Consider the following 21,982-nt stretch of genomic DNA (forward strand, 5'->3'; position numbering starts at 1 on the left):
TGCCATGAGCGGCTTCAAGCGTTTTTGCTACATACTCTATGTTTTTGCAAGTGCTTTTGTGTTTTTAGCCCTTGCTTTAACGTGGTTTGGTCCTTGGACACATCAGGCAACTAATCTCTTGTTTACCAAGCCCTACCTTATTGCTCTTAACGCTTGTGCGGCTATTAGCATCTTTGGTCTTGTTGTGGTGTTGTTCAGAGCTCTCTTTATTAGAAAAACGGTAAAGCTCACAGTTGCAACAGTTGAAGGCGGAACAATCTCCGTCACTAAAGATGCCATTTCTTCTCAGGCGGCCCATATTATTGAAGAAGACGGAACGTGCCTAGCTCACCGTGTTAACGTGCAGATTTCTAAAAATAATTCTGTAGCTGTACAGATTGATATTCTCCCTAAAGAGCCTGTTGATGTTACTGCTAAGGGCTCTGAGTTCTACAACGCGCTTCAGTCTGGTCTTGCTATCGTGTGCGGACCTTGTGTTTCTAGTATCAATCTTTCTTTTATCAAGCCAAGTTCCTTCTCGCCAAAAGATGAAGAAAGCTCGTCTTTATCCCAGGCAAAAGAGGTTGTGTCAGAGCCAGAGATTGTTGAAGAGCAAACGTATGAACAGCCTTCCAATCAGGCTTCTGCGCAGCAGACTGGTCAAGACATTCGGTTGAGCATTCCAGAGCCAGACGCAAAGGAGGTCAAAGACAATGGATAAAAACTTTTTCCAAAAAATGCAAGAACAGTGCAAAAAATATGTCGTTGGCCATCCAGGTGCTATTATTGGCGGATTTTTAGGCCTTTTGTTTGCAATTCTTTTGTTTACGTTTGGCCTTTTTAAAATGCTGGTTGTTGCATTATTTGTACTGGTAGGAGTTGCCATTGGTCAGATTTTTGACGGAAAGGCAACCATTTTGGCAAAGATTCGTTCCTTATTTACGGACAGAAATTAGATAGGAGAGAGCTGTGGCAGAAGAGCTTACTAATTCACAAGAGACCACCTCTGAAGAAATTGTTCCTGCAGAAGAAACAACAGATGTTCCTTCCGATGCAGATCTAAAGGATACAGACTCTCTTACCTTCTCTGGCGGAGTTGTCGAGAAGATTGTCTCGTTGGCCTTGCGTGATGTTCCTAACGTGGTGGGCGCTCGCGGAAACTGGCTTAACAGGGTTCAAGACGTTCTTGGCGCATCTGATACAGCTAAAGGTGTCACTGTTGAAGTGCAGCCTGATAGTTCGTTAATTGTTACCGTGTCTGTTCTTATTAAATATGGTTCTTATGCACCTCAGATTTTTGAAGACGTTAAGCGTACGATTGTCGAGAAAATCACCGGTATGACAGGCCTTGAAGTTTCTGGTGTTAACCTGCGAATTGAAGATGTTTTGACCGAAGAAGAATACGATCGCCTAAAACATCGCCCAGAAGAGCCTGAACAGCTAGACAAAGAAGAGTAAGGTACGCTAAAGTTGTACTGTTTTACGCTTTTATATTAATTGTTTTATTGCTTTTGTTACTACAGGCTCCCTAAGCGCAAGGAGTTTTGCCATGAAAAGGCTTTCACGTTGGAGCATGGCGATTGTTGCTACTTTTGTATTAGCACTCTCGCTCGTTGGAGGATTTGCAAAGCAAGCGCTTGCAGACACCACCCCTGTTACCTCAGAGGCTGAGCTGCTGGCTGCTATTGCTGCTGCTCCAGCAGATGGTTCACAGTCTATCGTTCAGGTGAACGCAGACTTTACCATTACTGCTCCAGTCCAGGTTCCTGCTAATAAGAACATTAGATTGACGGGTAGTGGAACTATTACTAGTGCCATGACCGGCTCTAATCATTTCTATATGTTCAAGATTGCTTCTGGCGGTGCAGTTACTCTTGATGGTGCCACCATTGACGGTAACAACACTGCATTTGCTGTTGAGAACCGTGGTAGCTTTACTTTGCTTCGTGGCGTTATTAAAAACGGTAAGGCAAAACCTTATCCTGGAAATAACGGCGTAGTTCTTACTACTGGCGCTGGTGCAAAATTTGTTATGGCCGGCGGCACCATTCAGGACAGCACGGTTGATAACGCTCTTGGTGGTGCGGTTACTGTTGCAAATGGTGCAACAGGTGAGCTCCGTGACGGTACTATTCAGAACACCACTCTTACCAATCAGTACTCTGGTAGCGTTTTGGTAAAAAATGCTGATTTCACTATGACTGGCGGAACCATCACTGGTGGCAATGCTTCTACCATTAATTCCTCTGGTGGTCTGATGCTCTATGCTTTGGATCCTAATGGTGAGACAACAACAGCCACTATGGGTGGTGGATATATCACTAATAACAAGTCTGTTGACGGTGCGGGCGTCTATGTGTATGCAGGTAATGTTTACTATGGCGACTCTAAGTCAAAGGCAGACTTTACCTTCAACGGCGGCTCTATTACTAATAATGTTGCTTCTGAGTCTGGTGGCGGTATCTATGTAGCCTGGAACGGCAACGTTGTAATGAACAACGGCATCATCAAGAACAATACTGCTGGCATTGCTGGTGGCGGTGTAGCTACGTATGACCAGTTTGTAGGCGTTGCTGGTAATCGTAAGATGCCATATTCAAATGCTGCTGCACCATGGAATAACTGGCCAAATATCTACCGTGCTGGCTTCACCATGAACGGTGGTTCTATTGACGGAAACAAGGCCACCAGTAATGACACCAACCAGCTTGGTGATAAGGGTGTTGGTGCTGGTATTTATATTGCATCTGCTAATGCAACTCTTAATGCTGGCGAAATTATCAATAACACAGCAAATGATCAGGGTGGCGCAGTTTACGTTGCTTCTGTTCCTTATGTCCTTCATATCAATAACGCACTTATTAAGGACAACACTGCAACAGTTATTGGTGGCGGCGCATGGTTCTGTCCAACTGGTGATGCAGAGTTCCATTCTAAGAACGGTGTAGCTTTCTTCAATAACACCGCAAATGGTGCCGCCGATGAGATTGCTACTGTTCGCGGCGCAGGTTATAGCGGCGGTGCAACTATTTCTGATTACATGCTTGGTGGTGCTTCTGCTCACTGGACAAAGGACGGTGCTGTTACTATCAACCTTCCTTCCATCGTTGGTGATGCAGATCCAGCTGCTGCACGTCACACCACTGAAGAGGTAAGCAATATCGTCAACAATACCGATATGCTCGCACTTGAATCCAACCCACGCCACGAGTCAATTAATGCTGCACAGAATAAGGCTAAGTTGCTCATTTATGGCAACACTGCACAGCGTGGTGGCGGTATTGGTTCCAACGGTACCGTTATTACCGGTGAAGAGGGCACTCAGGATGTAACTGTTAAGAAGGTTTGGGATACTTCTGCAAATCCAGACGCAGTTATTCCAGAGAAGCTCACTGTTTACCTTGTTGCTGATGGTTATCGCGTTGACTCTGTTGAGCTTTCCGCAGCTAATAACTGGGAGCACACCTTTACTGGACTTCCAGATAACGTTACTCTGACCTTCCAGGAGTCCACACCAAATGGTTGGACTGCTCAGACTCCTGAGGTTAACGGCAATGTTACAACTCTTACTAACAAGGCTGACGCTCCAGTGACTCGCGATGTCCCAGTCACCAAGGTTTGGAACGGTACAAAGAAGGATTCTGTAACCGTTCACCTGCTTGCTGATGGTGTTGACACTGGTCAGACCCTTGTCCTTTCTGAGGCAAACAATTGGACCGGTTCATTTGTTGGTGTAAATCTTTACGCAGCAGATAATCACGTCATTGCTTACACCGTTTCTGAGGATGCTATTGAGGGTTACACTTCTGAGATAACTGGTGATATGGCCAATGGCTTTACTATTACAAACACCGAGACTCCAGTTACCCCAACCCCAACTCCAGAGAAGCCTGGTAAGAAGCGTAAGCACCGCACGCCTGATACTGGTGACGCAAGCGTAGTAGCTATGGTTGCGTTTGCAACGGTCGGCGCTGGCTTTGTTGGTGTTGGAGCATATGCTCGCACTCGTAAAGAGCAGTAAGCAACACACATATACTTAGTATGCAGATCCCCCGCTTTTATAAAAAGCGGGGGATCTTTGTCAGAAGGACGATTCCTTGTTTTAACTGGAGATGTTTACGTTCGCCGAATTTGCCAACCGTTTAACCAATAAGAGTGTTCTTCTCGCCAGGAGAAGTTAGAGAAGAACGACAATACTACTAGGTGGATAGTGAGTATCTGCATGAGTACCTTATTGGAGGTTGTTATGGAGCTCAAAGCTGATAAAAAGGTAATTGTCGAGCGTAATAACAAGGTTGTGTATGACAACGGAGACACAGTCGTTAAGGTGTTCAGCGGAAGCAAACCTTCTGCTGATATTATGAATGAGGCTTTAAACCTTACTCGTGCTGAGCAGGCCGGCATCAACGTTCCCTCTCTTGTAGAGATTAGTAAAGTTGGTAATTGCTGGGCTGTTTCAACCAGAAAAGTTGAAGGTAAAACAATTAGGCAGCTTATTGAGGAGCATCCAGAAAAAGAGGACGAGTATCTCAATAAGTTTATCGATATTGAGCTGGCTATTCACGCTCATAAAGCACCGCTTCTTACTCGTCAAAAAGACAAGCTCACCCGAATGATTAACAGCATTCCAGACATTCTTGATGAGGCTACAAGGTATGAGCTTCTGCTTAAGCTTGACGGCATGAAGCCTCACACTAAGGTTTGCCACGGTGACTTTGTTCCTTCTAACGTTATTCTCGCCGAGGATGGCGCTCCAATAATTCTTGACTGGGCCCACGCAACACAGGGTAATGGCGCTGCAGACTGCGCTACAACGTATCTGCACCTGCTTCTTCATGGTGATGAGGAGCTTGCCGAGAAGTACATCAATCTTTATTGCACCAAGCAGGGCTGCACACGTCAGTATGTAAACGATTGGCTTGGCATTATTGCTGCAGCAGAGCTTGCACGCGGTCGTGTAAAAGAAACAGAGTTCCTGCTTAAGTGGGTAAATGTTTTTGATGCAATGTAGTTGGTTACAAGAACTTTAAACTAGCCGAGAAGAGCCTCGTCAGGGGCTCTTCTTTTATTACACTTCTTGCTGTTACATAAAGAAGCACAAGGAGTTAGCTATGTACGATATTGATCCAAAGCAGACCACCGCAAATTCAGATAATAAGAAATCAAAGCTTGAGCGTATGAGTGCAGGTGAGTGGTGTGGCGGTGAAGCTGATGCAGAACAAAGCGCAGCTTTTTGGCGTGCTAAGGATCTTGCCTGGGAGTTCAATCAGACTCGCCCAAGCGATAAAGAAAAGTGTCGTCAGATTTTGACCGAACTTCTCGGCGAATTGGGAGAGGGAAGCGCAGCAGTTTCCCCTTTTAATGTTGATTATGGCTTCAACATCAAGATTGGCCCACATAGCTTTATCAACCACGGTGCATACCTAATGGATTGCGCGCCTATTACCTTTGGTGCGCATAGTTTTGTGGGGCCTCAATTTAAGGCATACACCGTTCAGCATCCTTTAGATGCTGAGGAGAGAAACGCTTGGTATGAGCGAGCTTTGCCTATTACGGTAGGGGATAACTGCTGGTTTGGTGGAAATGTAACGGTGCTTCCTGGTGTAACTATTGGCAATAACTGCGTTATTGGTGCTAATAGCCTGGTCACTAAGGATATTCCAGATAATTCTCTTGCTGTTGGTTCTCCAGCAAAAGTCGTACGTCAAATTACTGAGGCAGATAAGCTGGGACTTAAGGAGCTTCTGGGTTAGCCCTGTTAGGCTAGGAGCGCGTGGCTTCGGGGTATAGGACTTTAAAGTGCACTGTTTCGGGATTGTTTAACTATTTATTTGATGTTAGAGACGTCCGCGCTATAATAATTAAAACGGGGAGCTGGGAAATGGCCCGGCTGAGAGGCAACACCGTATGTTGCGACCCATTAACCTGATCTGGGTAATGCCAGCGTAGGGATTCAATGCCGTCCTTACGCACTACAAGAAGGAGGGCATATGAAAAAACTTTCTCAGTTTGCATTGCAAGCCATATCCCTTACTTCTTTTCTTGTGCTTTGGCAGCTTGTTATTGTTGCAGGAATTATTCCAAATTACCTTGTTCCAACTCCTGTTCAGGTTGTATTTGCGCTGGTCAAGGATTTTCAGCTTCTTCTGACACATACAGGGATTACGCTTCTAGAATCCCTTATTGGCCTGGTTATTGGAGTGCTTATTGGCTTTGCGCTTGCGGTTCTTATGGACTTTTTCAAAACGTTGGACAAATTGCTTTCTCCACTTGTTACTATCTCGCAGACTATTCCTATTGTGACTATCGCGCCGCTTCTGGTGCTTTGGCTGGGTTATGGCCTTTTGCCAAAGATTGTTCTTGTGGCCATTTCAACGTTTTTCCCTATTACCGTGGCGTTGAACTCAGCATTTAAATCTATTGATCCTGATATGGTTGACCTGATGACTACCATGGGAGCTAGTCGTTGGCAGATTTTCTGGCACGTCAAGTTGGCTGCTGCTGCGCCACAGTTCTTCTCGGGACTCAAAATGAGCGTGACCTATGCCGTAATCGGTGCAGTAATTGCAGAGTGGCTGGGTGGCGATGCTGGCCTTGGCGTGTATATGACGCGCGTCAGAAAAGCATTTGCGTACGACAGGATGTTTGCAGCAATCGTGGTGGTTTCTGCATTGTCGCTGGTGTTGATGAAGCTCGTAGAACTTGTCCAAAAGCGTGCGCTACCTTGGGATACCTCTCAGGAAGCCAAGGAATCCGCACAGTAACTTTGACGGCACTTAAAGAAAGAAGTGATTACACGCATGAACGCATCTAATCGCAAGGGTATAACAAGAAAAAGCTTTCTAGCTGCGATGGGTTTCTCGACAGCAGGTCTTTGCGCAGGTTGCTCGCTTGAGCAGCCATCCGCTCCGTCTAACAGCAGCAAGGGCGGTGGCGAGAAGAGCGGCGGTACCACGGAGATTACGTTTGCCCTGGATTACACTCCAAACACCAATCACACCGGCATTTATGTAGCTCAGGAGAAGGGCTACTTTGACCAAGCTGGTCTCAAGGTAACCATTCAGCAGCCACCTGCTGACGGTGCGGACGCGCTGATTGGTGCGGGTGGCGCTCAGATGGGCGTTACCTACCAGGACTATATTGCTAACAGCCTCTCGTCTTCTAATCCGCTGCCATATACTGCGGTGGCTGCTATCATTCAGCACAATCTTTCGGGCATTATGAGCCGTGAAGAGGATCACATTGTTCGCCCGCGAGACCTTAATAACCGCACTTATGCAACGTGGAATCTCCCTGTTGAACAGGCTACTATCAGGTCTGTTATGGAATCCGACGGTGGAGACCCCTCAACGCTTAAGATGGTACCTTACGAGGTAGACGACGAGGTATCTGGCTTAAGAGCAAAGATGTTTGATGCTGTTTGGGTATATGAGCAGTGGGCTGTTCAAAACGCTCGTGTTCAGAACTTTGCGTACAACTATTTTGCCTTTGCAGCTATTGATCAAAACTTTGACTTTTACACACCAGTTATTGCGGTAAACGATGGTTTTGCAAAAGAGAATCCAGATGCTGTTAAGGCCTTCTTGAGCGCTGCAAGAAAGGGTTACGAATTCTGCGTTTCTAATCCTGACGAGGCAGCAGAGATTCTGCTCAAAGCTGTTCCTGAACTTGACGCTGACCTGGTTAAAGCCTCTCAAAAGTTCTTGGCTGCTAAGTACATTGACGACGCCGAGAAGTGGGGCGTTATTGATTCCGCTCGCTGGCAGCGCTTCTATACCTGGCTCAATAACCAGCAGCTGCTTGAGAATAAGATTGATCCATCCGCAGGATTTACTAGTGAGTACCTTGGATAAGCAAACTACTGACATAACAGAAGGCACAGCCGTAGAAGCTCCTGGCGAGAAGGACCTTGGAGCTGCAGCTGCATGCGAGCCGCAACAGAATGCTCCAGCGCTTGAAGCATGCAACCTTACGCTAGTCTGGGGAAACGGCCAGGTAGTTGCTCAGGATATTTCGATTGAGCTGCAGCCTGGTACTATTACCTGCCTGGTTGGTCGTTCAGGCTGCGGCAAGACTACGCTGCTCCATGCGCTTGCAGGACTTCTGCAGCCGCAGGAGGGCAGGGTGCTGCTGCATGGCTCTGACGTCACGGGACACCCGGGACACATCGGCTACATGCTCCAGAAGGATTTGCTCATCCCAAGCAAACGAATCATCGACAACGTAGCACTTCCGCTTGAGCTGAAGGGCGTCTCGCGCGCTGAGGCGCGCGCACGGGCCCAGGAGATGCTAGAGCGCGGCGGACTTGAGCGCGTGGCACAAAGCTGGCCTCACGAGCTCTCAGGCGGCATGAGACAGCGTGTTGCGTTCCTGCGCACGGCACTTATCGGCTCAGACATCATGCTGCTGGACGAGCCCTTCTCGGCGCTTGACGCTCTCACACGGCGAGAAATGCGTGCATGGCTCATGTCTTCCGTGAAGGAGTTTGGCCTCTCCGTACTGGTGATCACGCACGACGTTGATGAGGCTGTTGCGATGGCTTCGCGTATTTACGTGATGGCGGGAAGTCCTGCTCAGGGCGTGGTAACCAAGATCGTAGGCGTTATTGAGCCACAGGGCTGCACGGATGCAGCGGCAGTGGACTCTAGCAAAGACGCTGGTCAAGGTAATGAACTGGCTTCGTTTGACCTAAGCGAAGAGTTTTTGGCTGCCAAGCGAGAAGTGCTTTCGTTGCTGGGATAGCTGCCTGCACGCGCAGACGCGAGTGCCACGGGTTTCTCGGCTCGCGGATTTCTGGAAGTGCGGGTTTCTCGCTCTAGAATTTGATACAGAAAAAGACATGAGAGTTTGCCTCTCACGTCTTTCTTGTTAGCTCGATTTGCGTACGCACAATTTTGTTTGTGCAGGTAATTATGCAGCCTGCTTACTCGCTGAACTCCAGGAATGCGCGATATCCACGATATGCCTCAAAGATGTCGGCCTTGTTTGCAATCTCCCAAGGTGCGTGCATGGAGAGAACAGGGACGCCGCAGTCGATGACGTGCATACCATATTTTGCCAGCATGTATGCGATAGTTCCGCCGCCACCAGCGTCAACGCGGCCAAGCTCAGCGGTCTGGAACTGGACGCCAGCATTGTCCATAATGCGACGAATCAGTGCAACGTACTCGGCATCGGCATCGTTGGAGCCAACCTTACCGCCGCTACCAGTGAACTTGTTGAAAGCAAGGCCGTGGCCCATGATGGCGGAGTTCTTGATTTCAAAGCTACCAGCAAAGCTTGGGTCATAACCAGCAGAAACGTCGCTGGAGAGCATGTAGGAGTTGGCCATGCAGCGGCGCAGGGAAAGTGGAGACTCAAAACCGGCAAGCGCCAGGACCTCTGCCATGATGTTCTCAAAGAAGAGAGAATTCATGCCAGTAGCGCCAACGGAGCCAATCTCTTCCTTGTCGGTCAGGATGGTGACTGAGGTGCGAGCAGGAGTGTCGCACTCAAGCTGTGCAATCAAGGAAGGGTAGGAGCAGCTGCGGTCGTCGTGACCGTAGCCCAAGATCATGGAGCGATCAAAGCCCATGTCGCGAGCGGGACCTGCAGGAACAATCTCAAGCTCAGCGGAGAGAAGGTCTGCTTCCTCAATGCCGTAGAGGTCCTTCAGGATGTTGATGACGTTAGCCTTAACAGCTTCCTTTGGCTCATCACCCTCTGCATCAGTGGGTTTCTCGCCATTCTGGCCCCAAACAAGTGGACGATTGCCAACAATAAGGTCCAGCATTTCGCCCTCGATGACCTTGGAAGCAGTTTTTCCAAGCTGCTCAGCGCTCAAGTGGATGAGAAGGTCGGAGATGCAGAAAACAGGGTCAGTTGGATCCTCGCCAACGCATACGTTTACGACGCTACCGTCTTTAAGTGCAAGAACGCCATGAATTGCCAGAGGAATGGTGACCCACTGGTACTTTTTGACGCCGCCGTAGTAGTGGGTGTCAAGGGTAGCAAGCTCGTTGCGTTCCTCAAGAGGGTTCTGCTTGACGTCCAGGCGAGGGGAGTCGATGTGAGCACCAAGAATGTTCAGACCCTCTTCTAGGGACTTGGTACCAATCTGAACAAAGATGACGGACTTGCCGCGAATGTCTGCGTATACCTTGTCGCCAGCTTTGAGGGTTTTACCTGCAGCGATAGCGTCGGAAAGCTTGACGTAACCTGCTGCCTCGGCAAGCTTGATAGCGCTTGCGGCGCATTCGCGCTCAGTCTTGTTATCGGAGATAAACTTTCTGTAGCCCTCGGTAAACGACTGGAGCTTCTCCAGGTCCTCCGAGGTGTACTTTTTCCATGCGTTTGTGGTTTCCATACCCATCCTTTCTGTAGCAAGCTCTGTGTGAGCTGCTGCTTGTTGTTGCTGTTAGGTGTGTTGCAGTGGTCGCGGTGCCGGCGACTGCTGCGACCGCGACTTAGTTGCCTCCATTGGAGCTGTTTGAGCCAGAACCGCTGGAGCCACTGTCAGAACTATTACCAGAGCCAGAGTTCTGATTGGAACCAGAATTGCTGCTTGAGCTGCCCGTTCCAGAGTTGTTGCTGGAAGAATTGCTCTCAGACGAGCTGCTTGAGCTGCTCGAGTCGCTGGTCTTTTCCGAACTAGACGAGCTGTCGGAGCTGGTGGTCTCTGATTTCTTGGAGTCAGTGCTCTCCGAAGAGGAATCCTTGGAATCAGTGGACTTGCTTGACTCGTCGGTCTTCTCGCTAGAAGAGCTGGAATCGTCTTTCTTATCCGTCGAATTGCTGGTATTCGTAGTTTTTTCCGTCACAACTGGGGTTGTGCTGACCTTTGGTCCCAGGCCAGATCCGTCGGTGATATAGCTGAGGAACATGGCATAAAGAATGACGGCAGAAATGGTAAAGATAATTGAAATAATGGTCACGATAGTCAGCGCTCTTACACGCTTGCGAGACAGCGTTGGTGTGCGATTTACCTGCGACGACTGCCCTGTACCAGAGTCAGCGTTGGGATAATAATCGCGAGAAGGTGCATATTGTGCTCGAGGCATATATTGTGTGCCTTCAAGCGTTGTTTGGCTGCTGTTTGGATATGCCTGCTGGTTATATTCATCGTTGTCGCCAGCGCGGAACTTATGCGTGGAGCGCCTGATAACGTTCTGGTAAATCTGCGAAGCAAGCGCCGAGGCGGCGGCACCAACAGCCACTCCAATAATCGAGCCGGCAATACCAATCTGGTTTGACAGTACAAACGCAGTCACCGCAGCAAGCGATGTTGCCAAAATTTGGGTAATTGAGACGTCCTTAAGAAGGCTGGGCTTCTCGTTTGTTGCCTCATCTGTAGGCTGAGCAGGCGAAGCTAATCGAGTTTTGTCTGCATCAAAGTGCTTATAGCTCACAAGATGCTCCTTTCTTCGAACTGATAGCCTACCTCATTTTTGTGAAGATGTAATGTTTCGTCGCTAAATCGCAACATCAGAGGGCATTAAGTTTCATCCAACATACAACTTCAGTGTCGGAAATGGCGAGAAGTTCTGTGAGTAACTAAGCGATTTTCTTATGCGCGTGTTTCTCGCCATGTATTTGTTAAAAACGACCGTATCAAAGGGGATGAAACAAGGTATCATTTATATGTATCAGTTTTCCGTCAAACGGAGGTTTAGCATGCTTGTAAGCGCAAAAGCCATGCTCCAGAGTGCCGAGAAGGGCCACTATGGCATCGGCGCATTCAACGAGAACAACCTTGAGTGGACCGCAGCAATCCTTGATGCAGCAGAAGAGCTTCAGTCTCCTGTCATCATTCAGTGCACCAGCGGCGCAGCAAAGTGGCAGGTAAGCTACCGCGTTGTTGCAGACATGGTTCGTCGTCTTGTTGAGGACAAGAACATCACTGTTCCAGTTGCTCTTCACCTTGACCACGGTTCATACGAGGATGCATTCAAGTGCATCGAGGCTGGATTTACTTCCATTATGTACGATGGTTCTCACGAGCCTGATTTTGAGACCAACCTTAAGCGCACCGAAGAGGTCGTAAAGGCAGCTCACGCAAAGGGTATTTCTGTTGAGGCTGAGGTCGGCGGCATCGGCGGCACTGAGGACGGCGTAACCGCTAAGGGCGAGCTTGCTGATCCTGAGCAGTGCGCAAAGATTGCTGACCTGGGCGTTGACTTCCTTGCATGCGGCATCGGCAACATTCACGGTATCTATCCAGCTAACTGGGAGGGCCTCTCCTTCGACCAGCTCAAGGCTATCAAGGAGCGCGTTGGCGATCTTCCACTTGTTCTTCACGGTGGCACCGGCATTCCTGTAGAGCAGGTTCAGAAGGCTATCTCTATGGGCATTTCCAAGATCAATGTCAACACCGATCTTCAGCTTGTCTTTGCTGAGGCAACCAAGAAGTACGTTGAGGCTGGCCTTGTTGACAACGGCAAGGGCTACGATCCTCGTAAGCTTCTGAAGCCTGGTCGCGAGGCAATCATCGAGCGCACCAAGGAGCTCATCCGCGAGTTTGGTTCCGACGGTAAGGGCTGGAACTAACTGCTGCGGTTTACGCTGGGCGCGGGCGTCGATGCGACAGCGCGTTCTTGCTGCTAGTTAAAGCAACGGACCTGGATTTTTCCAGGTCCGTTTTTTGTTGGGCGCGGTATGTGCGAAAGACGTGCACCTAGTACGCCCTTCTCGCGAGGGGCGGGTGATGTGTTTGATGTGAGCCTGAATTTCTCGCCAAGTCTGAACGATTTGCCGGATTTTCTCACCATGTCTGAGTAATTTGCCTGTTTTTCTCGCCTTATCTGAGTGATTTTGTTCAGACTTGTTAAACATTTCAGGCTCAGTTTCATGAAAGAGAAGTGCGCAAGCCGCTTGGTCAAGTTCGCATTTCGGACTAGCGTCAATTAACGTGTAATACTCATTTGCGTCATGTAGTATGGAGAAGAATACTCATTTAAATATGGAATTCTAATTTTGTCACTTATTTGTCACGAAATTGAGAAAATACATTTATTTAGCGGTCTAATCTTTGTAGCAGGACTTTTAAAAGATGATATTTGAAGGTGTTTTTAATCTATCTGCGGAAATAACGTATTAATCAAATATTCGTAGGTTTTTTTTGTTGTTTTGCTTATTTGACTTTTAGAAATACTATTTCCATATGGAATATTACCTTTCACATACATCTGCTCTACAAATTTATCGTGCTTTGCGAACACGGAGACACGAACTCTTAACTCATGGATTTAATGAGTATCTGAATAAGTTCAATTTAGATGCTAGACAGTTACTGACCAAAGATGATATTTCTTATCGTGAATTGGTTAGAGCTATTAATGCCGAGTTACTAGTAGATTATGGTATTGAACTTAAAAATCCAGTTGAAATTACTGTGAGCAATAAAAAGAATTCCTGTGCTTATGAAGGAATTCATTTTCATGTTGATACATGTGCTTCGCTTGACTCTGTAATAAAACTGAATATAAGCAGCTTTTCAGTTTTAATTTCATCTCCATTCGAATTGCTGTTTCAAATGGCTTCTAAATTGAGTCTGTTAGAACTAGTGCTCCTCATTTCAGAATTCCAAGGACGTTTTGTTATTGATGCGTCAACAGGAGAATTGCAGTCAAATTGGTATTCGCCTCTTTTCAAAAAGTCAGAATTACTTGCATATCTCAGCAAAAAGAAAGGTGCTAGATCTTTTAGAAAGGTAAAGGCTGCGGTAGATTTGTCTGTTGAAAATGCAGCTTCCCCGATGGAGGTTAAACTTGCACTTCGAGCTTTAATGCCAGTGTATAAAGGTGGATATGCTATTCCATGCGTTGAGTTAAACAAAGAATTTGAGATACAAAGTATTTCAGGAATAAAATCTCAGAAAAAGTGTCGTGCAATTGACCTGCTTCTATCCAGTGGAGTATTGAATCCAAAAGAATCTCAAAATGTAGCACTTGAATATAACGAATCTGTTCATGAATCGATTGACAGCGCAGACAGGGACTACAAACGAAATAACGAACTTTTAGCTGCTGGTATAGAAGAGTTTGTAATTAGCAAAAATGAATATGACGATATTGTTTTTATGGATAATTTATTTACGGTCATTCGCTCTAGATTAAATTTGCCAAGAAGACATACATCTTCAAAACAAAGGCAAATTGAAAGAGAGAAAAGAATTAAATTGTGGAAAGAGTTAGAAAAGATTTAGAAATACTAACTTGAATCTACGATAAATTCTTCAAGCCTAGGAAATCGTTCAAGCCCTAGGAAATCGATCAAGCCCTAGGAAATCAGAGCCTGAATAACTTACCAAGTCTGAGTAAAATCGCTCAGACTTGGTGAGAAAAACCGGCAAATCACTCAGACATGGTAAGAGAATCCGGCAAATCGTTCAGACATGATGTGATTTTCAGGCTCACGCTCGGCGCACTCCAAGTGCGTCTTTCTCGCGAGAAACCTGGTGTACTCCAAGGTCTTCTCGCTGTGCACGCCCCACCGCACACGACAATAAAACCGCAGCTTAAACGCTTACTCAGCGGTAGGGTTGTCGGCGGGGGAGACGTGCATGTTGCCTTCGTTGCGGGCGATGTCCGCGAGCGTCTTGCTGTCCAGGAAACTGGAGGTCATGCGACCAAGGTCACGCCAAATGTTGATAGTGGTGCAGGACTCCATCTGGGGGCAGAGCGTAGTGTTTGTGCAGTTCAAGCAGCTAGCGGGTGCAAGATTACCCTCGGCTGCACGAAGAATCTCACCCAGCGTGTAGTCCTCGGGCTTGCGCGTGAGGCGATAGCCACCGCCCTTTCCACGCAGGCTCTCGACGTATCCAGCCTTGTGCATCAGCGCAATGACCTGCTCAAGGTACTTGCGCGAGATATTCTGGCGCTCGGAAACATCGCCCAGCGAGACCCAGCCGTCGTGAACGGCCAGGTCAGCCATTGCGCGAAGCGCGTACATTCCCTTTGTAGAGAACATTCCGGCCACGGTTACTCGCCGTCCTTGGCGCTCGCGGCGCCGTCCTCGGTGGTAGATGCGCCGGCTGCGGCAGAACCGCTGTTGTGAGCCTCGAGCATCTCCTCGAGCGTGTGCCATGCCAGCTCGGCACACTTAACGCGCGCAGGCATGTGTGCGATGTCGTGCAGAATGTTGGCGTCTTCCAGCTGGCCAAGCACGGCCTCGTCAGTCTCTTCTCCGCGAATCATGCGCCCAAAGAGTTTGCAGAGCTCAATAGCCTCTTCTGGAGTACGGTCAATCATCAGGTCGCTCATGATGTCGGCCGACGCCTGAGAAATTGCGCATCCGCTGCCCACAAAAGCAGCCTCGGCAATCTTTCCGTCCTCAATACGCACGGAAAACGTCAGCTCATCGCCACAAGAAGGGTTAACACCCTCGTGGGAGACGGTTGGGTTGTCCATCTGATATTTGTAATCGGGGTGAGAAACGTGGTCCATAAACTCAGCGTTATACAGGTCGTTTGCTGCCACTTATTTCAACTCCTTGTTTTATTTGTTGCTGACCGCACTGCCAAAGATCTTCCATACCTGGTTAAGACCCTCGATCAGCTGGTCAATGTCGTGTTTATCGTTGTAGAACGCAACGGATGCGCGGCAGGTGCTGGACTCGTGCAACTCAATCAGAAGCGGCTCGGCGCAGTGATGACCAGCGCGAATGCAAACGTTGTTCATGTCTAAGATGCTCGAGACGTCGTGTGGATGAACGCCGCGCACGTTAAACGCCACGGCACCCACGTGATTATGTCCCAGCTTAGAGCCAACGATGTCTACAAAGTCCAGTGTGCACAGCTGCTGCACCAAGTACCTGGCGAGAAGTTCTTCTCGCTTCTCGATTTTTGTCATATCCAAGCCGTTGAGGTATTCGACAGCGGCGCCGGTAGCATAGATACCTGCAGCGTCCTGCGTGCCTGCCTCAAACTTCTCGGGAACAGGAGCCCAAACAGCGCTGGTTTCGGTGACGGAATCAATCATCTCGCCGCCGGTAAGGAACGGTGGCATGGCATCAAGCAGCTCAGCGCGACCCCAGAGCACGCCAATGCCCATAGGTCCACACATCTTGTGTGCCGAGAAGGCCAACAGGTCGCAGTCAAGATCATGCACGTTAATAGGGATGTGAGGTGCGGATTGGGCGGCGTCAACAACCATGTAGGCGCCCATAGTGTGTGCACGCTTGGCAATGTCCTTGATGTCATTGCGGGTGCCCAGTACGTTGGAGACGTGTGTGACAGACACAATTTTGGCACGCTCGGTAATCTTTGACGCAATCTCTTCGGGTGTAATCTGGTACTGCGAATTCATGCGCAGGTACACCAGGTTAGCGCCGGTAGCTTTACAAATCTGCTGCCATGGGATGATATTGGAGTGGTGCTCCATAATGGAAATGACCACGTCATCGCCTGGCTTGAGTGCATAGCGGCCAAGGCTTGAAGCAACCAGATTAAGCGCCTCAGAAGTGTTGCGCGTAAAGATAATCTGCTGGCTTTCTGGCTTGCCGTTTTTATCGACAGCGCCAATGAACTTTGCAATCGAAGCGCGAGCTCCCTCGATAGCTGCGGTTGCTTCCACACTCCAACGGTACAATCCGCGTAGTGCGTTTGCGTTCATGGTCTCGTAGAAGCTAGACTGCGCCTCAATAACCGCGCGTGGGCGCTGAGAAGTAGCAGCGCTGTCCAAGTAAGCTACCTCGGGGTTTGCTGCCAGAATTGGAAAATCTGCCTTGTAAGGGTTATCGGTAATCTGAGCAACTTCTGCGTCGGTCATTACGCGACACCACCTTTGCTGGAATCGGCTTCAGCGTCGGAATTCCTGCCATCACTGGCAGCCAGGGAATTGCCAGCTGCGTCGTCACTAGCTGCAGATCCGTCATAGTCGTGAGCAATTTCTGCGCCCAGCTCAGCCTCGCAACGCTCAACAGCCACGCGGTGGGAAATCTCCTCAGGCGCGTTGATGATGGCGTCTTCAAAAAGAGCGCGTATAAACATCTGCTCAGCAGCCTGGTGAGAAAGTCCTCGAGCTGCAAGGTAATCAAGCTGCTCAGGGGAGACGGATCCGATAGTAGCGCCGTGGTTACCAGCAACGTCGTCTTCATCACAGAGAATAGCAGGCATGGTCTTGTTGACAACGTCGTCACCAAGAATCATGACCGTTTCAATCTCGTTGCCCTGGGCATCCTTTGCACCGCGGACAAGATCGATAGTTGCGCGAAGCGTCTTCTTAGCTGCCTCGTTAAGGACGCCGGACTCGGTGAGCAGCGCGCGCGTAGAGGTACCACGCATGCGTACCAGGTGGTTAATATCAAGCGTCTCTTCGTGAGTAGCGTGATAGCGATTGTTAAGGTCAAGGCGAGCTTGAGCGCCAACTAAGTTGGCGGTAAGGCCAAGACCGATGGTTGATCCACCCAGAGCGTACTGCTTAACGTCAACAGCAGCGTCCTGGTGAATCTCAAGGCCAACGCTTTCAAGGTGCTGCTGGCCCTCATTGACGCCAAGCATCTCAATAAGGTGCAGTTTTGCACCAGCCTCAACCACAATGCGGGTGAGCGCAGCGCTGGTTGGAAGCGCATCGTCGTTCGCGTCGCTGCCTGTAGGTGCGTCGCCGTCAACATCGCCTGCAAACGCTGCGATGACTACGGTAGCCTCGGCACCTTCGCGTACAATGATGCCGGTGTTAGCACACTGATTTTGAGCTGCAGAAACAGCAACAACAATAGGCTCATCTCGCTTGGTACGAGCGGGAACGTTGTAGAAATCAGACTTGAATGCCTGTGACTCTACGTAGTCAGTAACCTCTTGGCCCATTCCACACTCAATGCGCTCAAAAAGGCGAGGCAGAGGCAGGTAGACTTTGCCTGCGTCAGCGTGATTAGGGACGGTAACTGACAGTGAGTTTGCGCGTAGACGGTTCCATGTCTGAGCTGCAGGAACGTTGGCGCGATTAATCAAAACGTTATCCATTAACCAATCGCTCCTTCCATCTCAAGTTTAATCAGGTTGTTCATCTCAACGGCGTACTCCATTGGGAGCTCCTTTGAGACAGGGTTTGCAAATCCGTTTACTACCATGGTGCGAGCCTCAGCCTCAGAGCAGCCGCGGCTCATCAGGTACAAAACGGTGTCGTCAGAAATGCGGCCAATAGTTGCCTCGTGGCCAATCTGAGCAGTTGCATTGCGGACATCCATCTCTGGGATGGTGTCGGAACGGCTGATGTTATCCAGCATCAGAGACTGGCACGAGAATGCCACGCGAGCGTTTTCTGCCTTGCGTCCAACGGTAACTGTAGAGCGGAAGGTATTGACGCCACCGTCCTTGGAGATGGACTTAGTGTCAACGTTTGCTGAGTTATTGGAGCCGTTGATGATCACCTTGCAGCCCGTGTCTAGGTCCTGCGTAGCGCCTGCAAACGTAATACCAGTGAACTCGCAGTTAGAAGAATCGCCGTTCATGATCGTAGAAGGATAGAGGTAGGAAACGTGGCTTCCAAAAGAGCCCGAGACCCACTCCATCTTTGCATTGCTGCCAATAATGGCGCGCTTGGTGTTGAGGTTGTACATGTTCTTGGACCAGTTTTCGATGGTCGAGTAGCGCAGACGAGCGCCGTCCTTAACAAAGAGCTCAACAGCCCCTGCATGGAGGTTTGCTGCATAGTACTTAGGTGCGGAGCAGCCCTCAATAAAGTGCAGGTCAGCACCTTCCTCAACAATAATAAGCGTGTGCTCAAACTGGCCAGCACCCTGAGCGTTCAGTCTGAAGTAACTCTGAAGTGGGTAGTCCAGAGTGACGTTTTTTGGCACATAAACAAAAGAACCGCCAGACCACACGGCATAGTGTAGAGCCGCAAACTTGTGGTCTGAAGGAGGAATCAGTTTGCCAAAGTACTCTTTAACAACAGGCTCCCACTGTGGATCATGTAGAGCATCCTCAATAGTGGTGTAAATAACACCCTGCTCAGCAACTTCCTCACGCATGTTGTGATAGACAATCTCAGAATCGTACTGAGCACCAACACCAGCAAGGCTCTCTGCCTCTGCCTGTGGAATGCCCAAACGATCAAAGGTATCCCTAATATCCTCAGGTACGTCGTCCCAGCTATTTGCCTGCTGAGTCTTTGGCGAGACATACGTGGAGATATGATTCAAATCCAGACCTGCAATAGAAGGTCCCCAGTTGGTAGCCATCTGGCGCTGGTGATAGGTTTCCAGAGCCGACAACCTCATTTGGAGCATCCACTCGGGCTCTTCTTTTTTCTTGGAAATAGCACGCACAATTTCTGGCGTAAGGCCATCATCGTAGCGCTCGTAACCCTCTTCGGACTTGGTGAAGTCGTAGAGCGAGCGGTCTACGTCAGCGACCTCAGATCGCTTCTTCTCGCTCACTAGTTAGCACCGCCCTCATCAGTCTGGCTCTCAAAACGCTCAAAGCCCTCGTGGTCAATCTGGTTGATAAGGTCAGCAGGACCGTCTGCTACCAGGTGACCCTTAACCATAACGTGAGTGCGGTCAATCTCAAGGCGCTCAAGAATGCGGGTGTTGTGAGTAATGATGAGCAGAGAGCCGCCGCAGGTCTCGCGATAAGCCTGAATGCCTTTTGAGACAACGGAGAGCGCGTCAACGTCCAGGCCAGAGTCTGTCTCGTCGAGAATGGCAAGCTTAGGTTGAAGCAGCAGAAGCTGGAGCATTTCAACCTTTTTCTTCTCGCCACCAGAGAAGCCAACGTTAAGCTCACGCATCAAGAAGCCCTGGTCAAGCTCAAGGTGATCAGAAATCTGACCAACACGCTGACGGAACTGACGAGCAGTCATCTTAAGCTCAGGGCGCATCTGTGTAATGGTACGCAGGAATGAATAAAGAGGAACGCCAGGAACCTCAACAGGTGCCTGGTAGGAGAGGAAGATGCCCGCAAGGGAGCGCTTATCTGCAGTAAGCTCAGTTACATCCTCGCCGTTAAAGATAAGGGAGCCATCGGTAATCTTATAGGTAGGATCACCCATAATGACGCGGCCAAGTGTTGATTTACCTGCGCCGTTAGGTCCCATCAGAACGTGAGCCTGGCCATCACCAATGCTCAGATCAATTGAATGCAGGATGGATTTCTCCTCGGTACCTGCAGAAATTCCGTTCACACGGAGTAGCTCAGTTGCCATAAATCTCTCTCCAAATATCTCTACGTGCAAGCACGTGATACGTTTGTGACTAGCAAGTTTGGGCAGCTCTAGAGCGAGCAAAACCTTGTGCTAGTGCGGTTTTGTGGCAAAGACAAACGCCAATGTCACCGATGTTTTTGTCATACCCCAAAATCCGCTAATTCATACTAATTGGTAGGAATTAAAAAGCAACCCTCACATAAGCACTTTTTCACGTTTTCTAGAAAATAATCGGATTTTTTCATAGGTTTCAAAAGTTATAAAAGCTTTTCTGCGCCAGAGCTGTCTCTCATGGGTAAACTAGAAACATCTATGTTTGTAACAAGGAGGATTCATGGGTCAGAGAATTCAAGGTACCGAAGATCTTTACGGCGGCTATATGCGCTCTTGGGAGCATATGCAAGATGTTGCCCGCCATCTGTTTGGTACTTATGGCTTTGACCGCATTGAGACACCTGCACTTGAGCAGGTAGATACCTTTGTTCACGGTATTGGTGAGTCAACCGATGTCGTACGTAAAGAAATGTTCCGCGTTTTTTCAGGCGCGCTACTTGATGATTTGCTGGCTGCCGGCAATGAGTCCGGTCTTAAGCCTCGTCAGCGTATGGCTATGCGTCCTGAGGGAACTGCTGGTGTGGTCCGCGCTGCCGTTGAGCACAACTTTGTGCCACAGGGAGGAACTCCTGCAAAACTTTGGTACGCCGAGTCAATGTTCAGAGGAGAGCGTCCTCAGAAAGGCCGTCTGCGCCAGTTCCACCAGGTAGGTGTCGAGTGGCTTGGAGCCTCTGATCCAGCTGCCGATGCAGAGTCCATCATCATGTTGATAAAGTTTTACGAGCAGATGGGTTTCTCGCCAGCTGATATGAAGCTCATGATTAACTCCATGGGTGATGCGGAGTGCCGTCCTGCATATCGCGAGAAGGTCAAGCAGTTCATTCTTGATCACAAGGATGAGATGTGTGAGGACTGTCTTGAGCGTGCAGAGATCAATCCGCTTCGTGCGTTTGACTGCAAAAACGAGAGTTGTCATGCGGTCATGAAGGACGCTCCACTGATTTCTGACAACCTGTGTGATGATTGTCGTGCTCACTATGAGCAGGTCAAGGCGTATCTGGATGCTGCGGGTATTTCATACGTTGAGGATCCAACACTTGTTCGTGGCCTGGATTACTACACGCGTACCGTCTTTGAGGTAGAGATTCCAAACGCTGGTGTTGGCGCCATTGGCGGCGGCGGTCGTTATGACGGTCTTGTTGAGCTTGAAGGTGGAAAGCCAACTCCAGGTGTCGGTTTTGCTGTTGGTTTTGAGCGCATTATGCTTGCGCTGGAGGCTCTTGGTGTTGCAGCCGAGCCAGCAGCTCCAAGCTGTGTTTATGTTGCCTGCGCAGGTGCTGAGCAGGCTCCTGTTGTATTTGATGCTGTGCTGGCGCTACGTGAGGCTGGCATTAGATGTGAGGCTGATCGCACTGGTCGTTCGCTGAAGGCTCAGTTTAAGCAGGCAGATAAGATGGGTGCAACGCTTTGTGTGGTTATTGGTCCAGATGAGGTTGAAGCTGGTGCGGTAACCCTTCGTGATATGGAGTCTCACGAGCAGGTACAGGTGCCTGCTAACCAGCTTGTTGCTGAGGTTAAAGCAAGACAGTAACAGCTAATAGTTTCGATTCCTGAAACCTCTCATGTTGAACTGCCTCCCATTTCTTGGACACGAGAAATAGGAGGCAGTTCAAAACACACCTAAGTCGGATAATCTGTTAAAAAGACGTATACATGACGCAGAAATTGTCACAAACATGCAGATTATCGTCATTAGATGTGTAAAATGCCCGCATCTGAGCAGATTATCTGACTTAGGTGTGTTCCGTAGGTGCAGAATTTATCGG

20 protein-coding genes and 1 riboswitch are annotated in these 21,982 nt (G+C 49.0%); of the genes, 12 read left to right on the forward strand and 8 right to left on the reverse strand.

Features of this window, described 5'->3' with window-relative positions; all coding sequences use genetic code 11:
• The first annotated feature begins 4 nt into the window (after positions 1-4).
• The 9 genes from amaP to HMPREF1493_RS04890 all read left to right on the forward strand — a co-directional run bounded on the left by amaP (position 5) and on the right by HMPREF1493_RS04890 (position 8,721).
• Positions 5-700, forward strand: a complete 696-nt coding sequence (gene amaP, locus HMPREF1493_RS04850; RefSeq protein ID WP_051485278.1) for an alkaline shock response membrane anchor protein AmaP — start codon at positions 5-7, stop codon at positions 698-700.
• Positions 693-935 carry a DUF2273 domain-containing protein gene (locus HMPREF1493_RS04855; protein WP_035428242.1) on the forward strand — a complete coding sequence of 81 codons (243 nt, stop codon included), beginning with the start codon at positions 693-695 and terminating at the stop codon, positions 933-935. The genes amaP and HMPREF1493_RS04855 overlap by 8 nt, the downstream gene beginning before the upstream one ends.
• Positions 936-948: 13 nt before the next feature.
• Positions 949-1,437: an Asp23/Gls24 family envelope stress response protein gene (locus tag HMPREF1493_RS04860; RefSeq protein ID WP_035428244.1), complete on the forward strand. Its 489-nt coding sequence runs from the start codon at positions 949-951 to the stop codon at positions 1,435-1,437.
• 91 nt (positions 1,438-1,528) lie between these two features.
• A complete protein-coding gene (locus tag HMPREF1493_RS04865) occupies positions 1,529-4,000 on the forward strand; it encodes a Cna B-type domain-containing protein (RefSeq protein WP_051485279.1) in 2,472 nt (823 codons plus the stop codon).
• A gap of 201 nt (positions 4,001-4,201) precedes the next feature.
• Positions 4,202-4,990 (forward strand): phosphotransferase family protein, encoded by a 789-nt coding sequence (locus tag HMPREF1493_RS04870; protein ID WP_232215512.1) that lies wholly within the window; start codon positions 4,202-4,204, stop codon positions 4,988-4,990.
• A gap of 100 nt (positions 4,991-5,090) precedes the next feature.
• On the forward strand, positions 5,091-5,732 hold the full coding sequence (locus HMPREF1493_RS04875; protein ID WP_051485280.1) for a sugar O-acetyltransferase: 642 nt from the start codon (positions 5,091-5,093) through the stop codon (positions 5,730-5,732).
• Between the two features lie 104 nt (positions 5,733-5,836).
• Positions 5,837-5,948: riboswitch (TPP riboswitch) on the forward strand.
• 21 nt (positions 5,949-5,969) lie between these two features.
• Positions 5,970-6,743: an ABC transporter permease gene (locus tag HMPREF1493_RS04880; protein ID WP_035428247.1), complete on the forward strand. Its 774-nt coding sequence runs from the start codon at positions 5,970-5,972 to the stop codon at positions 6,741-6,743.
• Positions 6,744-6,779: 36 nt separating this feature from the next.
• On the forward strand, positions 6,780-7,832 hold the full coding sequence (locus HMPREF1493_RS04885; RefSeq protein ID WP_035428249.1) for an ABC transporter substrate-binding protein: 1,053 nt from the start codon (positions 6,780-6,782) through the stop codon (positions 7,830-7,832).
• Entirely contained in the window at positions 7,816-8,721 is a 906-nt protein-coding gene (locus tag HMPREF1493_RS04890) for an ABC transporter ATP-binding protein (RefSeq protein WP_232215513.1), read from the forward strand. Before HMPREF1493_RS04885 ends, HMPREF1493_RS04890 begins: the two co-directional genes overlap by 17 nt.
• Before the next feature lie 181 nt (positions 8,722-8,902).
• Here HMPREF1493_RS04890 and HMPREF1493_RS04895 read toward each other — a convergent pair whose 3' ends face one another.
• Together HMPREF1493_RS04895 and HMPREF1493_RS06890 are read right to left on the reverse strand one after the other, a co-directional pair.
• Entirely contained in the window at positions 8,903-10,324 is a 1,422-nt protein-coding gene (locus HMPREF1493_RS04895; RefSeq protein ID WP_035428251.1) for an aminopeptidase, read from the reverse strand.
• Positions 10,325-10,424: 100 nt separating this feature from the next.
• A complete protein-coding gene (locus tag HMPREF1493_RS06890; RefSeq protein WP_051485281.1) occupies positions 10,425-11,366 on the reverse strand; it encodes a hypothetical protein in 942 nt (313 codons plus the stop codon).
• Between the two features lie 265 nt (positions 11,367-11,631).
• Here HMPREF1493_RS06890 and fba point away from each other — a divergent pair, with 265 nt between their 5' ends.
• A complete protein-coding gene (gene fba, locus HMPREF1493_RS04905; RefSeq protein ID WP_035428252.1) occupies positions 11,632-12,504 on the forward strand; it encodes a class II fructose-1,6-bisphosphate aldolase in 873 nt (290 codons plus the stop codon).
• Positions 12,505-13,117: 613 nt separating this feature from the next.
• The gene (locus HMPREF1493_RS04910) at positions 13,118-14,161 is read left to right on the forward strand and encodes a hypothetical protein (protein WP_035428254.1); all 1,044 of its coding nucleotides are present in this window, start codon (positions 13,118-13,120) and stop codon (positions 14,159-14,161) included.
• Positions 14,162-14,481: 320 nt separating this feature from the next.
• Here HMPREF1493_RS04910 and HMPREF1493_RS04915 read toward each other — a convergent pair whose 3' ends face one another.
• Genes HMPREF1493_RS04915 through sufC form a run of 6 tightly spaced genes read right to left on the reverse strand, consistent with a single transcriptional unit; the run spans position 14,482 to position 20,102 of the window.
• Entirely contained in the window at positions 14,482-14,934 is a 453-nt protein-coding gene (locus HMPREF1493_RS04915; RefSeq protein WP_035428255.1) for an RrF2 family transcriptional regulator, read from the reverse strand.
• A gap of 2 nt (positions 14,935-14,936) precedes the next feature.
• A complete protein-coding gene (gene sufU / locus HMPREF1493_RS04920; protein ID WP_035428257.1) occupies positions 14,937-15,434 on the reverse strand; it encodes a Fe-S cluster assembly sulfur transfer protein SufU in 498 nt (165 codons plus the stop codon).
• An 18-nt stretch (positions 15,435-15,452) separates the two neighbouring features.
• Complete coding sequence (locus HMPREF1493_RS04925; RefSeq protein ID WP_035428259.1) at positions 15,453-16,724, reverse strand: aminotransferase class V-fold PLP-dependent enzyme; 1,272 nt, start codon at positions 16,722-16,724, stop codon at positions 15,453-15,455.
• Complete coding sequence (locus HMPREF1493_RS04930) at positions 16,724-17,917, reverse strand: SufB/SufD family protein (protein ID WP_035428261.1); 1,194 nt, start codon at positions 17,915-17,917, stop codon at positions 16,724-16,726. Before HMPREF1493_RS04930 ends, HMPREF1493_RS04925 begins: the two co-directional genes overlap by 1 nt.
• On the reverse strand, positions 17,917-19,335 hold the full coding sequence (gene sufB / locus HMPREF1493_RS04935) for a Fe-S cluster assembly protein SufB (protein ID WP_035428263.1): 1,419 nt from the start codon (positions 19,333-19,335) through the stop codon (positions 17,917-17,919). The genes HMPREF1493_RS04930 and sufB overlap by 1 nt, the downstream gene beginning before the upstream one ends.
• Positions 19,335-20,102 (reverse strand): Fe-S cluster assembly ATPase SufC, encoded by a 768-nt coding sequence (sufC, locus tag HMPREF1493_RS04940; RefSeq protein WP_035428265.1) that lies wholly within the window; start codon positions 20,100-20,102, stop codon positions 19,335-19,337. The genes sufB and sufC overlap by 1 nt, the downstream gene beginning before the upstream one ends.
• A gap of 334 nt (positions 20,103-20,436) precedes the next feature.
• On the opposite strand from sufC, the gene hisS reads away from it, so the two are divergent.
• Positions 20,437-21,747: a histidine--tRNA ligase gene (gene hisS / locus HMPREF1493_RS04945; RefSeq protein WP_035428266.1), complete on the forward strand. Its 1,311-nt coding sequence runs from the start codon at positions 20,437-20,439 to the stop codon at positions 21,745-21,747.
• The last annotated feature ends 235 nt before the right edge of the window (positions 21,748-21,982 follow it).

Origin of the sequence: Atopobium sp. ICM42b (genome assembly GCA_000564995.1) — a bacterium.
Taxonomy (GTDB): Bacteria; Actinomycetota; Coriobacteriia; order Coriobacteriales; family Atopobiaceae; genus Lancefieldella.

Coding starts and splice junctions, on each gene's coding strand:
- amaP (WP_051485278.1), top strand. CDS start 5: ATGAGCGGCTTCAAGCGTTTTTGCTACATACTCTATGTTTTTGCAAGT.
- HMPREF1493_RS04855 (WP_035428242.1), top strand. CDS start 693: ATGGATAAAAACTTTTTCCAAAAAATGCAAGAACAGTGCAAAAAATAT.
- HMPREF1493_RS04865 (WP_051485279.1), top strand. CDS start 1,529: ATGAAAAGGCTTTCACGTTGGAGCATGGCGATTGTTGCTACTTTTGTA.
- HMPREF1493_RS04870 (WP_232215512.1), top strand. CDS start 4,202: ATGAGTACCTTATTGGAGGTTGTTATGGAGCTCAAAGCTGATAAAAAG.
- HMPREF1493_RS04875 (WP_051485280.1), top strand. CDS start 5,091: ATGTACGATATTGATCCAAAGCAGACCACCGCAAATTCAGATAATAAG.
- HMPREF1493_RS04880 (WP_035428247.1), top strand. CDS start 5,970: ATGAAAAAACTTTCTCAGTTTGCATTGCAAGCCATATCCCTTACTTCT.
- HMPREF1493_RS04885 (WP_035428249.1), top strand. CDS start 6,780: ATGAACGCATCTAATCGCAAGGGTATAACAAGAAAAAGCTTTCTAGCT.
- HMPREF1493_RS04895 (WP_035428251.1), bottom strand. CDS start 10,324: ATGGAAACCACAAACGCATGGAAAAAGTACACCTCGGAGGACCTGGAG.
- fba (WP_035428252.1), top strand. CDS start 11,632: ATGCTTGTAAGCGCAAAAGCCATGCTCCAGAGTGCCGAGAAGGGCCAC.
- HMPREF1493_RS04910 (WP_035428254.1), top strand. CDS start 13,118: ATGGAATATTACCTTTCACATACATCTGCTCTACAAATTTATCGTGCT.
- HMPREF1493_RS04925 (WP_035428259.1), bottom strand. CDS start 16,724: ATGACCGACGCAGAAGTTGCTCAGATTACCGATAACCCTTACAAGGCA.
- HMPREF1493_RS04930 (WP_035428261.1), bottom strand. CDS start 17,917: ATGGATAACGTTTTGATTAATCGCGCCAACGTTCCTGCAGCTCAGACA.
- sufC (WP_035428265.1), bottom strand. CDS start 20,102: ATGGCAACTGAGCTACTCCGTGTGAACGGAATTTCTGCAGGTACCGAG.
- hisS (WP_035428266.1), top strand. CDS start 20,437: ATGGGTCAGAGAATTCAAGGTACCGAAGATCTTTACGGCGGCTATATG.